This window comes from Limnothrix redekei LRLZ20PSL1, assembly GCF_043235035.1.
Lineage (GTDB): Bacteria > Cyanobacteriota > Cyanobacteriia > CACIAM-69d > CACIAM-69d > CACIAM-69d.
This window is the reverse complement of sequence record NZ_JAZAQF010000088.1, coordinates 107,849-123,521: the sequence shown is the minus strand read 5'-3', so window position 1 is coordinate 123,521 and position 15,673 is coordinate 107,849. Positions and strand designations below refer to the sequence as shown.

The window sequence follows — 15,673 nt, the reverse complement described above, 5'->3', positions numbered from 1 at the left end:
GCTCTGATCAAATTGAATCAAATTAATCAATTTGGTCAACCGGAGCGCCGGTTCAAACTTGTACGGTCAGCGTTTAGCCGTTAAGCCAAGGTTTGGCAAAGCGAAATGGGGGTGTGGTTTTTGGCCATACCCCCATTTTGTTGATGGAATTTGTTGATGGGATTGGTTGATGGGATTTATGGGATCGATTGGGGATCAATTTTGGCCTAGGTTGCCCTAGGCGCATTTGCCCAGCAGCAATTGCCTAGGAATTTTCGTCCGGTTGAGCAACTTGATCCTCAGAGTCGGTGTTGCTATCGAGGCTGTCGCCGCTTGTGTCTTCCGGCGGCACGAGGGCCACGGCGGCGATCGAGTCATCCACAATTCGCTGCACCATCACACCCGTTGCGCCCCGCGATTGAATCGGGATCGCGTTCACCGACTGCCGAACGATCGTGGCACGTTTCGTGGCAATCGTGATTTCGTCGGAGTCATTCACCACCAACAGCCCCGCCAAAGAATCGTCAATGCCCTTGGCGGATTTGAACTTGGTGGCAATTTTGCCCTTGGTGGCGCGGTTATAGAGCTTGAATTGCTCCACGGGGACGCGCTTGCCGTAGCCGCGAGCGGTGATCACCAACACCCAGGGGCCGGGGCTGCTGGTTTCGGTGCTGTCGTCGCTGGTTTCCTCGATCGGTTCGTTGTCGTCGGCCGCATCATCGCCGGCCTGACCGACCCGCGAGGCGATCGCGGCGGGCAAAATATCAAGCGCCACCAACTCATCACCACTGCGAAGGCTCATGGCTCGCACGCCGCGTGCTGTCCGCCCCAGGGGCCGCAGTTGATCCCGATCGGCTCGGAAGTGAATCGCCATACCCGATCGAGAGCCGATCAAAATACTGTCTTCCTCGCGGGTTAGGCGTACCCAGCGCAGTTGGTCGCCTTCTTCGAGGGAAATGGCGATTAGGCCGTTGGCGCGGATGTTGCCAAAGGCCGAGAGCACGGTTTTTTTGATGTAGCCCTGTTGGGTCAACATCACCAGGTACAGGTCTTCCGAGAATTCCGAAACGGCGATCACCGAGGTGATTTTTTCGTCGTGGGGAATCGGCAGCAACTGGACGATCGCCGTGCCTCGGGCAGCGCGGGAGCTGGCGGGAATTTGATAGGCGCTGAGGGCATAAACCACGCCCCGATCGCTGAAGAACAGGACTCGATCGCGATCGCAGCAAGTCAGGAAATGCTGTACCTCGTCGTCATCCTTCATCTTCGCGCCGGTTTTGCCCCGGGTGGCGCGGTTTTGGGTCTCGAAGGTGCTCACGGGCATCCGTTTGATGTAGCCCTGCTCCGTAATCACGATCGTGGCGCGATCGTTGGCGATCAGGTCAATTTCTTCCAGTTGGGCGCTGTCGCGGGAAATGGTGGTGCGGCGCGGCGTGGCAAAGCGAGCCTTCAGGTGGCTCACTTCCTCTTCAATGATCGTCAACACCCGATCGCGCCGGGCCAGGATGTCTTGCAAATCCGTGATTTTGGCTTGCAATTCCTGGTGTTCTTGCTCGATCTTGTCCGCTTCCAAGGCCGTCAGGCGGCGCAGTTGCATCTGCAAAATCGCGTCCGCTTGGGCTTCCGAGAGGCTGTAATCGCTCATTAGCCCCTGCTTGGCGGTGGGGGTGTCCGCCGCGTGGCGAATCAGGGCGATGATCGTGTCCATGTTGCTGAGGGCGATCAGGTAGCCTTGCAGGATGTGGTCGCGCTCTTCGGCCTTGCGCAGTTCGTAGCGGGTGCGCCGTTCGATCGCCTCCACCCGGAAGTCCAAAAAGACCTGCAAAAAGTCCTTCAGGGTCAGGGTGCGCGGCTCGCCGTTCACCAGCGCCAACATGTTGGCCCCAAAGTTCGCTTGGATCGGTGTGTGCTTGTAGAGGTTGTTCAGCACCACCTGCGCCCGGGCATCGCGCTTCAGCTCAATCACGATCCGCATTCCGTCGCGATCGCTCTCGTCGCGAATGTCGGAAATGCCTTCTAACTTCTTGTCGTTCACCAACTCCGCGATCCGCTCAATCAGGGCCGCCTTGTTGGTTTGGTAGGGCAGCTCCGTGATGATGATCGCCTCGCGATCGGGTGCGCCGCGCCGCTCGATCGTCTCCACACTGGCCACACCGCGCATGGTGATCGAGCCACGCCCGGTTAAATAGGCTTCCCGAATCCCCGACGTACCAAAAATCTGTGCCCCCGTGGGGAAGTCCGGCCCCGGAATCCAACGAATCAGTTCCTGATTGGTAATTTCGGGATTGTGGATCAGAGCGCAAAGACCATCCACCAATTCCCCCAAGTTGTGGGGGGGGATGTTGGTGGCCATACCGACCGCAATCCCGGAAGAACCATTCAGCAACAGTTGTGGCAGCCGCGCGGGCATCACCGTTGGCTCTTGCTGGGAACCATCGAAGTTGTCGATGAAATCAACGGTTTCCGACTCAATGTCTTGCAACAGCGACTCGCTGGTCAGGGCTTGCAGCCGACATTCCGTGTACCGCATGGCGGCGGGCGGATCGTTGTCGATCGAACCGAAGTTGCCGTGACCGTTAATCAACGGGTGGCGCATCGAAAAATCTTGGGCCATCCGCACCAGCGCGTCATAGACCGCCGTGTCGCCGTGGGGGTGATATTTCCCCAGCACTTCCCCCACCACCCGGGCGCATTTCCGGAAGGGGCGATCGGCCGCTAACCCCAACTCATGCATGGCGTAGAGAATCCGGCGGTGTACCGGCTTCAGACCGTCGCGGGCATCCGGCAGCGCCCGCCCCACGATCACGCTCATGGCGTACTCCAGGTACGATCGCGACATTTCCTGGCGTAGGTCGGTCGCGACAATCCGGTCTTCGGCAGTACTCATAGGTCTCTGGTGCAGAAAGTGCCTGAAAATTTATGGCCTAAAAACAAGTGCCTAAAAACGGCACGACCCCAAACGAAAGACCTAAGGGGGCCAATGACCCGGCTTTCATTCGGGATCAGATACACATCAAGGGCTAGTACACATCAAGGGCTAGCAAATCGTTCGCATCGTGGTGGCGCAAAAGCCCCAAAGGACAGACCGACGGCAAGCCTCATTTAGAACGGCCTCGGTTGGGCGAAATTGCCGTGAAATCGAGATTTCAGCCTCCCATTTTACCACGGGCAGCCAGAGGAACTGTGGCATGGGCCCCGGGTCGGGATCGGATGGTGCTTGGCCAGTGCCGCAAGCGACTGCTCAGACATTCCCCTAGAGCGCTCAGGCTAGGTGAAAGTCAGCGATCGAGAGTGCGCCGGCCACGATCGCCAAAGTCTCATTGCTGTTGGCCACTTGCACCAACGTGTTCGTTCCCTGGGGGCGCAGGGCGATCGCGCTGGGGGTCAACCCATTGACCAGATAAATGCCATCAATGCCCGACTGAAAATCCTGAATCGTGTCTTGGCCCATGCCCGTGCCCAACACGAATCGATCGGCTCCGTCGCCCCCCAACAACAGGTCATTTCCAAACTCACCAAACAGCACATCATCGCCCGCGTCCCCCTGCAGCCAGTCGGCATCGCGGCCGCCGTTGAGCTGGTCGTTGCCCAAACCGCCAATGAGGGTATCGAGGCCCGCGTTGCCCTGGAGTTGGTCGTTGCCCGCTTCGCCGCTCAGCCAATCATCGGCCAACCCGCCCCAGAGGGTGTCTTGGCCGAGGCCGCCGCTGAGGCTGTCGTTGCCCCCGCGCCCCAAAATCACGTTGTCGGTATCGTTGCCAAGCACCTCGTCGGCTCCATCAGTGCCATTGAGATTTTCCAGGGTGACCCCAAAGGCGATCGACTTGCCCCGATCAAACATTGGATAGAGAGGTTGGTAACTGGGATAAATATCAAAAAAGCGACCCTTCCGTCCCGTTTGGGTGGTTAACAAGCCGCCGGGTTTCAGATCGAAATAGTAGCGATCGGAGGCTGGCAGCGATCCCATTTCCAAGGTGTCAGTTCCGCCCCCATCCCAAATGGCTTCCACCCCTAAAAACGAAGTGGCATTCCAGGTGTACAAATCATTGCCCGATCGCCAACTGGTATTGGCCCCGTAGAGATATTGCAGGGACTGAATGTCGTAGTTCATCAGGGTGCGGGAGTTTTGAAAGCTACTAAAATCCCGCCCGTTGTAGGACATCACCGTGTTGTGGCGATGATCCAATTCCGGAGCCAAAACCGCCACATTAGAAGGCGCTTTACCGGGCACATCCCCCGCTTCGCTGCCATATTCCCGAGGATGTTTCAGCCCCATGGCATGGCCCAATTCATGAATTAAAGTGCCATAGCCAGCGCTGCCGGGCCCCTTCGTAAAAAAGTTGGGGTCAAACATTCCATTGGCCGACAAAAACACCTGTCCCCCATAGGCACTTCCTGGAACATAGGCACAGGCCAAGGCATCGGGCAATTGCGGACTCTTGCCCAAGGTAACGCGCAGCGTTCCGCCCACTTCGTCCGGTACTTCTTGAAACTGAACCGGAATCACTTGGGAGTAGTTTTGCAACACTTGCCGCACGGCCTGTTTCACCGGCTCGGGAATTTCTGCCGGGCTGGTGATGGCCCCTTGAGCAACCGATGTCAAATGATTGACCGTGTTGGCATTGGGAAAACTGTAGGTAATCACCCCGCCAGGGGGCACATTCCACGCTTGGGTGATTGTCGGATTATTAATACGCACCGTCAGCAACGCATCAATGTTGTTGTTGCCACTGAGGGGAATGGCTTTGGTGCTGGCAGCGGTTCGCCAACGGAGGGTGGAAACTTCCGGAGCGATCGCGCTGTTTTGGTCGATCCCGGCCGGGGACATCTGAAGAGCCATAGGAGTTCTGTCCAACGCTGATAGGTCAAAGAAAGGCAGCCACCCTGCATGACGGCTACGACGGTTTTCAGCACCAGACTTGAGAGGTCAATGATTCGTGAATGACCTCAATCGGGGTTGTGAAATGCAACTGAAGGTCAAGAATTTGAATGCACTATTAGCACGCAAGACTTAACCGCGCGATCGGGCAGAAAATGCAAAGTGATGCGAAGGCTATTCTTCGTTCCCAGCGAAGACAACCTGACAATCAATGGAGGCTCAAGGGTTAATGGCAATCAAGTCTCAATTGATCGGAGCGATCCCGGCAGACGTAAAACTTGGTGAGGCGTTGAAAGGATTCACGTTGTTGGTGTTTTTTCCCTCAGCATTCCCTCAGTGCATTGTCCTGCAACGCTGTGAAACGGAGGACAGGGTTCATTCTGTTGAGTCTATTAAGTGGATGAATCAAGATTGATGAATCCGAATCAATGGATCCGAGCGAGCGGATCATGCAGATCTCATAAATCTGCCTTGATTTTGACGAATTGGCTCTGATGAGTCTGACGAATTTTGAATTTTGATCAATCGCTGGGGGTTGTTCTTCAGCACTTTGAAGAAATTGATGCTCTCAATTAAGGCTAATCAAATGAATTGAATTAGCCCATAGAAGCGATCTAACTAGAGCGACCCCAAAAGACGTTAAGAGTTTTTGTAGAGGACTTTTTGAAATCCTTGTAATTAGTTTAAGGGACTCTGAATAAAATTGACAAGCTTAAATTTAAGTTACAACAATTTTTTTAATAAACAGACCAAGCAAAGAGCAAGAATGTGCAAAATGAAACATGAATAAACGAATTTTAAAAGCTTTCAGGCAATGAAGTCCGAAATCGAACATTCATTCCAAAACGATGTATGAAATAAAACACAGGGCAGAGGAGAAAATTTTCCGCCCTGTGAGTTCAGTTAGTTCTGGAATGAATCCGGATTTTTGGGAAATTCTTTACAATTGATTTTCCTGTTTTTCATCCTTCAATGATTAAGGGGTTTGACCCATGGGGGCGATCGCACTGAAGGGAAATCATGCGTTGGCTTCCGGATCGATAGACCTAGTAGCGCGACAGGCTTAATACATTGGGTCAAAGTTGCGGAGCCAGTCGTGGCAACAAGGGGCTTGAGCATCTTGCTACTTAACGATCAGGTGACGGTAACAGCCATGTCATTTAACCCAGCGAATTAAGGCAGCCACGCTACTAGGGCTGTTTGGGGCCGCCGTTGGGAGGCAGCGGTGATTCTTCAAGCGGTTGGGCGATCGGGGCTTGGCTTTTGAAGCGCTCCAATCCTTTGGCAGCCGCTCGCACCACGATCGGGGCCGCATCATGGAGGGCTTTTTCAAGGCAGCTCGCCACTTCAGGGCTGTGGATGGCGCTGAGGGCCTCGATCGCAGCGGCACGCACGGTGGCATCGGGGCTGCTGGTGAAGGTCAACAGATCGTTGATCAGTTTTTGGCCCTCAGCTCGCTGGCCGATTGCCCGAACTTTGGTGGCGAGTTGGGTCACTTGCTCGATCGGGCTGGGTTGGTTGCTGGGCGCGATTGGGGCGATCGGCTCAGGAGTTGTGATCGGCTCAGTGACCGGTTCAGTGACTGGTTCCGCAGCTTGCTCCGCGATCGGCTCGGCCACGGGTTCCGGCGTGGGTTCCGAGGCGGGTTCTGGCTCCGCGATCGGCTCCGGTGCGGGTTCCACAACGGTTTCCGTAACGGGTTCCATTGAGGCCGCCGTTGAGGCCGCTGTTGGCTCTGGCGTAGGTTCCGGGGCAGGTTCCGGGGCAGGTTCCGGCGTGGGTTCCGGTGTGGGTTCTGCAACTGGCTCCGCGACGGGTTCCGGGGCAGGCGTTGGCGCGGGCGCACCGGTTCCACCCCAAGGATCCGGGAGCTGGGCCGCCGGTTGACCGGTTGCCGCCGGACGCGGAGCAGAGCGTGCAGGATCGGGAGCGGGCGGTGCGGCGGTGGGAGCGGTTTGTGCTTTCAGTTGGGCAATTTCCGCTTGCAGGGCTTGCAATTCCCGATCAAAATTTTTGCGAGCCGTCTGCTTTTGTACCTCAAAATCTTGCTCCAGGGTTTGCCGTTGCCGATCGAGATATTGCTTTTGCTGGCGTTCCAGGTCGGCCACTCGCTGTTGCATCAAATACCAGGCGATCGCACCGCCGATCACGACACCCAAAATCAACCCGACAAAGATCATGACTTGGTTCTCGCTGCCAAACAGTTCGAGACCATTTAACCAAGGATTCTCGTCCGTAGGCTGATTAGCCAATCCCGATCGGGAGAATTAGGGCCTGTCGCTATTTCCTGGCATCCAGTGAAGATGGTTGATCTGCCATACCCAAATCATCGCAACAAGGGGCTTAGTCCCCTTGCCCCCCACGGTCTGCTCACGGTGGAATCGGGGTTTCAGGCGATTTGACGACAAGCCCTAGACCCGCAAAACAACTCCCCACTCCCCGATCAAGCCAGACCCAATCGGGCCGGGTATGATGGCCTGCTAGTTCGATCGCCCGTCCATCGCCTGCCACCCGTGAATCAGCCGAATCTTCCGCCCCATCTCCAAGGTCTGACCCGCAGCGAAGTGCTGGAGCGCCGAGCCGCCGGCCAGGGTAATGATGCTCCCCTGAAAACCAGTCGTTCCTATGCGCAAATTCTCCGGGAAAACATTTTTACCTTTATTAATTTTGTTTTTGTTGCCATTAGTGTTGTTTTCTTATTTTTAGGTAGTTTTAGTGATGCCATCTTGGTGGCAGCGGTCATTTTGAGCAGCGTGGTGATTAATGCCATTCAAGAAGTGGCTGCCAAGCGCAAACTCGATGAAATTGCCCTTCTAACCCGGCCCAAGGCCACCGTGGTGCGCGAAGGACGGGAGCAGGATATTGACCCGAGCGAAATCGTGGCGGGCGATGTTTTAGTGCTGCGATCGGGCGATCAAATTCTGGTGGATGGGGAACTGATGGCCGGGGAAATCGCCGCCGATGAATCGCTCTTGACAGGAGAATCAGATCCCATCGAAAAGGAAACCGGCAGCCCTGTTTTTTCGGGAACCATTTGTTTAAGTGGCAGTGGCTATTATGTAGCCCAAAAAGTGGGCCGCAACAGCTTGGCCCACCAACTCACCGAAAGTGCCCGCACCTTTCGCCAAATGCTCACGCCCTTGCAATCGGAAGTGAATTTGGTGATTCGGATTTTTATGATCATCGCCTGCTTTTTTTGGGCCCTGGTGGCGATCGGATTCATTGCCAAGGCCATTTCTTTCAATGAAACGGTGCAGCGATCGGCCGTGATTGCCGGACTGGTTCCCAGCGGTTTGTACTTAACCGTCACCCTGTCCTATGCCCTGGCGGCGGTGCGAATGGTGGGCAAGCGGGTGCTGATTCAACAGGCCAACGCCGTGGAATCCCTGAGCAATATAGATGTGCTCTGTGTGGACAAGACCGGAACCTTGACGGCGAACCGAATTCAGCTCACGGAACTGTGGCCGATCGCCCCCGGCCAGGACTTGGCCACCCTGACCCAACAGGTGGGAATCTATGCCGCCAGCACCCGTTCCGGCAACGCCACCAGCGAAGCGATCGCCCTCGGTTGCCCCGCTCCCGGCCAAGAACCGCTCTATGAAATTCCCTTTTCATCAGCCCGCAAGTGGAGCGCAATCGCCTTTGGGGCTGACCCGATCGCCCTGCCAGCCGCCGGGCCCGTGGCGGGATATTACGTCCTGGGTGCGCCGGAAATGGTGAGCGCGGGCCTGGCGGAACCGCTGCTTCCGGAATGGCGCGATCGGGCCCAGACCCTGGCTCGCCAAGGATTCCGGGTGTTGCTGTTTGCCGTCAGTCCCACCATTCCGCCCAAACCCGCCAAACGCGACAGCGCCCCCCTGCCCCAGGATTTGCAACCCCTGGGCCTGTTGGTCTTTAGCGACGAGCTGCGCCCCAGCGTGACGGAAACGCTCCAAGGATTTGCCGAGGCGGGCATTCGGCTGAAGATTATTTCTGGCGACAACCCCGACACCGTGCGGGCGATCGCGGCTCGGGTGGGTTTGGGCGAAAATTTGTCGGCCGTGTCCGGAGCCGACCTGGCCGCCATGACTGAGACGGAATTTGCCCAAGCCGCGATCGAGCATCAAATCTTTGGGCGGATCGTTCCGGAACAAAAAGCCCGCTTAGTCACGGCCCTGCGACGCGCGGGCAACTATGTGGCCATGATTGGCGATGGCGTAAACGATGTGTTGTCCCTGAAGCAAGCCAACCTGGGCATTGCCATGGAAAGTGGCAGCAAAGCCACCCGCAGCGCCGCCGACATTGTGTTGCTGGGCGACTCCTTCGAGACCCTGCCCTATACCTTTTTGGAGGGGCAACGGATCGGCAACGGCATCCGCGATGTGCTGAAGTTGTTTATGGTGCGGGTGTTTTGCGTCACCCTGTTGATTCTTTGCACGGGGCAAGTGCTGGGAACTTTTCCGCTGCTGAATAAACACAGCGCTGTGGTGACGATTGTGGCGGTGGGGCTGCCCACCTTTGGATTTCCCCTGTGGGCCCGGCCCGGGAAACCGCGCCAAAAGAGCGTCCTCAAGTCCATGCTGAATTTCACCTTGCCCGCGACCTTGACCCTCACCCCGATCGCGGTGGCGGTTTACTTGGGCTATTTGGTCACCACCATTTGGAACGCTACCCAAACGGGCGAAGAGTTGGTGGTTTTGAACGATGCGCTCTTGGCTGTGCCCCGCAGCGCCCTGGTGACGCTGTTGGTGAGCTGTGGCCTGTTGCTTGTGCCGTTTTTGAAGCCGCCAGCGGGGCCTTGGGTGGCGGCGGAACCCCTCTGTGGTGATCGCCGCTATTCCCTGCTGGCCTTGGGCCTGTTGGGGGTCTATGCCGGTTTGGTGGCCCTGCCGGGAACGCGCGAGTTTTTTGAATTGGTGCTGTTGCAACCGGTGGACTATTTGCTGATTGGGGCGATTGCCCTAAGTTGGTGTTTGCTGTTGCGATATATCTGGCGATCGGGATTGTTCGATCGATTTTTGGGCTTCAAACTCAGCGATTGGAATCATTAACGGATCCCTAGGGCGATCGCTGGGCTTTTTTGCGCCAACGGATTGCCGGAATTTCGATCGCCCAGTAGGTGAAGCTGGCCAGGGCGATCGATCCCAAAAACACCAACCCCAACCGTTCGCCATAGGCCACCAAAGGCGATCGATTCGTGATCAACGGGCCGATCACTTTCAGTAAGGGATAGTGCCAAACATAAAGACCAAAAGACAACAACCCGAGCAATTCCCAAGCCCTGAACGGATTAGCCGCCATGGCCGATCGCGAGAGAGGCCGGTTGCGCCCGGAGCTGAAATAAACCCGTCGTTCAAAGGCAAAAATAAACAGCCCCGTTGCCAACACCGTCAGCCCCGGAGCCACCAACAACACCCGATCGCTCCCTTGATATTTCCACCAGGCGGCCAACCCATAAAGCAACACCATTGCCCCGATCGCCCAGCCTTTCCAGGGCAACCCCAGAATCGATCGGCCCCAAGCCAGGGCCACCCAGGGCCGAACTTGCAACCATCGCCCTGGCTCGATCGGGTCTGTTTGGCCCTCCACTGGGTCGATCGTTGGGGGTCGGTTTCGGTGCAGCTTTTGCATCAGCGGATTCAGCCAAAAGCCCACCAGAAAGGCATCTAAATTGGCGGGCAAAAAGGTATAGATATAGCGAATAAAATAGGGATTCCCCTCTGTGCTGCCCAATAATTGTTCAATTAACTCAAAAACCCCGAACCGATAGAACATTAATCCACTGGTCACCGCTGCCATGGCCACCAACAAAGATCGCCCGGTTTTCAGCCACCGCTGACTTGCCCAAAAAATGAGAGGGGCGATCGCATAAAATTGCACTTCCGTGGAAAGCGACCATAGGGGTGCATTAAACTCAAAGGGCAAAGAATGCTCATAGGTAAAAGTCAGCAACCGCAGCAAATGACCCCAATGATTAGGTTGCCAACTGTGGGGATAAAACACCGCTGCCGATATCAAAATACAGGCATAGTAAAGCGGCAAAATTCGAGTGGCGCGGTTTTGAAAATATCGAATGATGCCAGGGCGATCGAGCCGATAGCGTTCGGTATAAAATCCCTTACCGATTAAGTAGCCCGACAAGCAAAAAAACACCCGCACTGCCACGCCCCCCGGCGCAAACAGCAGCCAACTCCAATCCTGTCCAGCCCAGGCCAAGCTTTGGGCCGGTGGGCCGCAGTGGGCCACAATCACCAAACAGCAAGCCACCCCCCGTAAGGTCAGCAATGCATCCCAACGGTTGGGCGGGCGCAAACCAGAACCATCAGCAACCATGGCCAAGTGCCGCCAGCAAAACACTACGGTAAAGTAACACTACGGTTCACCGCTGCTCGCCGGTTGCGTCCTGTGCAGTCTCTTTTTCATTCCAGTCTCTTTTTCATTCAGCTTTTTCGGGGACAATTCACCCATGCCTGCCCGTTGCGTTCCTTCCTGCGCTGAATTTTCCCTGAATGGACTGCTGCGATCGCTGCGGTGGGCAATGTCAGCGGGGGCGATCGCCCTGGTCTTGACCAGCGCTGGGGAAGTGGCTCGCGCCCAGTTACCTTTTCTGGATAACCTGCCGATTTTTGACATCTTTTCGCGGCCGGCCAAGGATGAATTTCCGCCCAGTCCGCTGGAACTGTTAGAGGCGGATCCGCTGCTGCCGGAGTTTCCTATGAAGCGGGAACTGTCGCCCACGGAGCGCGATCGGCTGCGTTTGGCCCTCGATGAATTGAACCTCCAGGCGGCGGCCACCCTGCGGGCCGGCAAAACCCTAGAAGCCTTCGCCCTTTGGAATCGAGAACTGCGATTGCGGCGGTTTTTGGGCGTATTTGCAGAATTGCCAGCCCTGGGACGGGTGGGCGAGCTGGCTTGGCGGGAAGGGGCCGTGGAAGAAACGCGGGTGGTGACCGATCGAATCAAGGCGATCCAAGCGGGGCAAACGGGCCCCAAGCCGGTTTTGCCCGACGAACAACCGCTGCCCATCCCTGAAGATCCGGCCCTGCTGGAGGCCCTGGGCTTGGCCTATTACCAAGTGCGTGCGCCCAAGTTGGCCTTGGCGGTGTTGGAACCGCGCCTGTTGATGGCCAGAGCGGCGGATGATCCCACGGAAATTGAAAAATATCTGGTGGCGATCGGCCAATTGCGAGCCAGCCTGTTTGAGGATGCGGCGGCTGTGGATGCCTACCGGGAGCTGCTGGCGATCGAGCGGGCCAAAATTGCTGCGGGTCGTTGGGTGGTGGTGCCCGTGCCGCCGGGCACAGAACCCACCATTCCGCTCCATCGCCAGGCCGAGGTGCGCTATGCGCGGGAATTGGTGATGTTGTTGAATCGATCGCGCCAATGGGATGAGGCGATCGCCGCCCAGCGCGACTTGTTGGGGGTCTATCAGGAATTGGGGATTGTGCGGCTCATTCCGCCCTTGATGAGCGAGTTGGCTGCCAATTTTGACCGGGCCGATCGTGTGGAAGAGGCGGTGTTGCAATATCGCGAAACGGCCGCCGCCGCCCGCTCCATCAAGCAGTTGGGCATTGCCCGAGAAGCGCTCGATCGCTTGGCCACTCTCTATCGCAGCCGCCCCGCCTTTGCCGACAAGCCCGATCTGCTCGCCAGTCTTTACATCAGCCTGTTGGAGTTGGCCCGCGAGGCGGCGGACGGCTACGGAATGATGGACACCTACGAAAAGTTGGGTGATTTGTTTGTCAGTTTGAATCAGCGCGATCGGGCCCGCATTGCCTACGAACAGGCGGTGATTTTGGCGAAGCAGTTGCAACACCGCGAAAGCTATTTCGCCCGCAAGCTCCAAGACCTGGGCCCCGCCCCAACACCCTTCAACCAACCGTAATTGTGGTGTTGCCTGGGTTGAACTTGGAAGTTGTCAGATTCAGAAGTTTGCGGGTTCTTCAAGGTGTTGAGTACAGCAGATTCTTCTCAGAAGTGTTGATTTACTTTGCCTAAATCTGGCAAGCAACTCAAAGGCTCAAGACTGTTTTGGCGGCGGGGTCGGTTTGTCGGGAAATTTGCATTTCACTTCGATCCCAAAGTCGTAGTCCATGGAGCCGCGCACCAAGAAGGGAATCCCACCTTGTCCACCAATTTTGACGTTGAATTTCACGGTCATTTCTTCAACGTTGGCCGCCGAGAACTGGCGAAAGGCTCCCATACAAAATAGGGCATAGCCCCGCAGTTGCTTGTGGGCTTCTTCAAGCTTGGCTTCCAAGAACGATGGACTGTCATCATCGCCGCCACGCCTTCCTCTGCCATCTTCTGAGCGGTCTGAGCGATCGGGAACTGTGGATTCCCCATCGGCTGACGCAAATAGGATGGTGTATTCTTCTCCAGTTTCGGGATCTTTGAAAAATAGTGGTTCGGGCACAGACATAGCCAACCTCGCAAACTTAGAAATATTCGGATATCCTAGGTAGAGCTTATCGTACTCCAAAATACCTCATGGCCAAGAAAGCCCTAGTCATTGGCATTTCAAAGTTTGATGATGTGGGCTTCCAATCGCTAACTTGTGATCGAGATTTAGAGCGAGTTAGTGCATGGTTTCAGGCACAAAATTATGACGTAAAAATCGCTCCTGAACTTTGTGATCAGGAGACACAAGAGACCTATCCTGACCCAAGAGGAAAGCTTAATTATAATTCCCTACGAAATGAGCTAAGGATATTCCTAACGGAAACAGCTAAGGGATCTGAATTGGCAGTGGTTTACATTGCTAGTCATGGCTACTTGAAAAAAGATGACAATGATGAGCCAATGGCTTGTCTGGTTGCATCCAACACACCTAAGGATAAGGAAAACAAAAATAATACTTATCAGTTGGCGAGCTTGGCTAGGCTATTTAAGGATGCTGATGTCGATAACTTAGTGGGGATTTTTGACTTTTGTCATTCAGGGGCAATTAATGAACTAATTGAAGAGATTGAAATATCTTTTAGACAGCAGAAAAATTATGTTTTATTGGCAGCTTGCCATGCCAGCCAATCTGCATTTGATACCCAAGAAGGTGGCGTTTTCACAACCGCATTGCTAGAAGGAATGTCTGCTCAAAACGCAGATGAAAAGGGACGAATAACTGCGGCAAAATTATGTGATTTTGTGCGAACGCGCCTAGGGAATAGCGGTCAAACGGCCCGATGTTTTCCGGGGAAAGAGCTTTTGGAGCTGGGGCGATACGATCGCGCTGACATCGAGGCGGCGCGGGTGGCTCATGGGACCACTGTTGATCCGCAGCCGGAGCGGGTGTTGGAGCCGCCTGGGGGGTTTCGGCGAGTGGCGAAGTTGGTGGATCAGGCTCAGTCGATTCAGCCGAGCCAAACGCAGTTTTATGAGGCGACGGCTCCCCACTGGAGCGACATCAAGGCGAACTGTGATGCGCCGCGTGATTTGTACGCTGAGGTGAAGCAATTTGCTGTCGAGCGGCTCGATCCGAAGCACTGGGCAATTGGTCTGCCGGATGAAAACTTGGGCTTCCGGCAGCCAAGTGTGCCCTTGGGAGTGATTGTGGGGCGGGGTGGCGAGGGCAAGAGCACTTTGTTGATGCGGGTGGCGGCAGATTTGGCGGCGGAGGGCTATGAGGTCTGGTGGCGGGAGGAGCGGCTGTCGGGGCTGAATGTGGCGGCGTTGGCGGCAATGCCACAGCCCGATCGGCCGGTGTTGGTTTGTGCGGATGAGTTGTTGCCTGGGGATGAGGAGGAGTTGCGAGCGGGCTTGATGCAGCTCTATCGGCAGACCGTTCCGTTGGTGTTGCTGGGAACAGTACGACAGGAATTATGGCGGGGACAAATCGAAGGGCGCACAAAGCGCGAGGCAGAAATTGTCCGCTTTGAGTTTGGAGACTTGAGCCAGCCAGAGTTAGGGGCAATTGTGGCCAAGCTGGAAGCGGCGGGCAGGCTGGGCCAGCTAGCAGAGCTGGAGCCGGACAAACGGGTAGAACAGTTGTTGACAAAGGCTGACGGTCAGTTGCTGATCCTGTTGTGTGAAGTTTTCGATCGGGAAGGTATCAAGGCGCTGGTACAGAAAAACCTAGATGCACTGAAGAAACAGCAGCCAGACGGAGCTTGCGTAGTCGATGCCTGCGAATATGTGGCCTTACTACATAGCTTTGGGTTAGAAATGCCCCACACTCGGATAGGGCAGTTGCTAGCACTCAAAACAGAGTTTGAATATATTGAGAAAGTTCTGGAGAAAACTCAAGGTTTTCTAGAAATTCGCCGTACCGCAGAAGCTGACTGGCTACGAACTCGCCATGCTGTTGTCGCTGATATCGTAGTTCAGCAGTTGGGGCATGGGATTTATGATCGGATTTCATATTTCCTAAAAACCGATCTTGATCACTTTTCAGGTGAATTAATTCGGCCTTTCCTTAAGGCTCTCTTCAGCCAGTGGCAAATTCGACAACTAGATATTGTGTTATTGCGGCGGATTTTAGCGAATCTAAACCGACCATCCCCAGTCCAGAAAATTATCCTAACAATTTGGGCTACGTTAGAAGCCTCGCTTGATGAATTTGGCACAGCACGAACATTATTCCAACAAGCAGCCGAGGCAGATCTGAGTGATGCTCGGGCATTGCAACAGTGGGCGCTGATGGAAAAAGAGCAAGGGCAAATCGAGCGCGCCCGCGAGCTGTTCGCCCAAGCCGCCCAAGCCGACCAGCGCGATGCTCCCACCTTGCAAGCCTGGGCGCTGATGGAAAAAGAGCAAGGGCAAATCGAGCGCGCCCGCGAGCTGTTCGCCCAAGCCGCCCAAGCCGACCAGCGCGATGCTCCCACCTTGCAAGCCTGGGCG

The 15,673-nt window shown here is 55.6% G+C and carries 8 protein-coding genes; 3 read left to right on the top strand and 5 right to left on the bottom strand.

The annotated features are described in order from the left end of the window. Positions 1–244: 244 nt before the first annotated feature. The 3 genes from gyrA to VPK24_RS16980 form a co-directional block, all read right to left on the bottom strand. Complete coding sequence (gyrA, locus tag VPK24_RS16990) at positions 245–2,866, bottom strand: DNA topoisomerase (ATP-hydrolyzing) subunit A (RefSeq protein WP_393015154.1); 2,622 nt, start codon at positions 2,864–2,866, stop codon at positions 245–247. A gap of 375 nt (positions 2,867–3,241) precedes the next feature. Further along, the gene (locus tag VPK24_RS16985; protein ID WP_393015152.1) at positions 3,242–4,819 is read right to left on the bottom strand and encodes a M10 family metallopeptidase; all 1,578 of its coding nucleotides are present in this window, start codon (positions 4,817–4,819) and stop codon (positions 3,242–3,244) included. A gap of 1,229 nt (positions 4,820–6,048) precedes the next feature. Continuing rightward, complete coding sequence (locus VPK24_RS16980) at positions 6,049–7,110, bottom strand: HEAT repeat domain-containing protein (protein ID WP_393015150.1); 1,062 nt, start codon at positions 7,108–7,110, stop codon at positions 6,049–6,051. A 261-nt stretch (positions 7,111–7,371) separates the two neighbouring features. Here VPK24_RS16980 and VPK24_RS16975 point away from each other — a divergent pair, with 261 nt between their 5' ends. Then, positions 7,372–9,888: an HAD-IC family P-type ATPase gene (locus VPK24_RS16975; protein WP_393015148.1), complete on the top strand. Its 2,517-nt coding sequence runs from the start codon at positions 7,372–7,374 to the stop codon at positions 9,886–9,888. Between the two features lie 7 nt (positions 9,889–9,895). On the opposite strand, the gene VPK24_RS16970 is transcribed toward VPK24_RS16975, so the two are convergent. Further along, positions 9,896–11,170: an acyltransferase family protein gene (locus VPK24_RS16970; protein WP_393015146.1), complete on the bottom strand. Its 1,275-nt coding sequence runs from the start codon at positions 11,168–11,170 to the stop codon at positions 9,896–9,898. Between the two features lie 133 nt (positions 11,171–11,303). On the opposite strand from VPK24_RS16970, the gene VPK24_RS16965 reads away from it, so the two are divergent. Next, on the top strand, positions 11,304–12,722 hold the full coding sequence (locus VPK24_RS16965) for a hypothetical protein (protein ID WP_393015144.1): 1,419 nt from the start codon (positions 11,304–11,306) through the stop codon (positions 12,720–12,722). Positions 12,723–12,857: 135 nt separating this feature from the next. Here the strand turns inward: VPK24_RS16965 and VPK24_RS16960 are convergent, their stop codons facing one another. Further along, positions 12,858–13,259, bottom strand: a complete 402-nt coding sequence (locus VPK24_RS16960; protein ID WP_393015143.1) for a CU044_2847 family protein — start codon at positions 13,257–13,259, stop codon at positions 12,858–12,860. Between the two features lie 68 nt (positions 13,260–13,327). Between VPK24_RS16960 and VPK24_RS16955 the strand changes: the two genes are divergently transcribed. Further along, positions 13,328–15,673, top strand: a 2,346-nt coding sequence (locus tag VPK24_RS16955; RefSeq protein ID WP_393015141.1) for a P-loop NTPase, incomplete at its 3' end; no start/stop codon positions are given.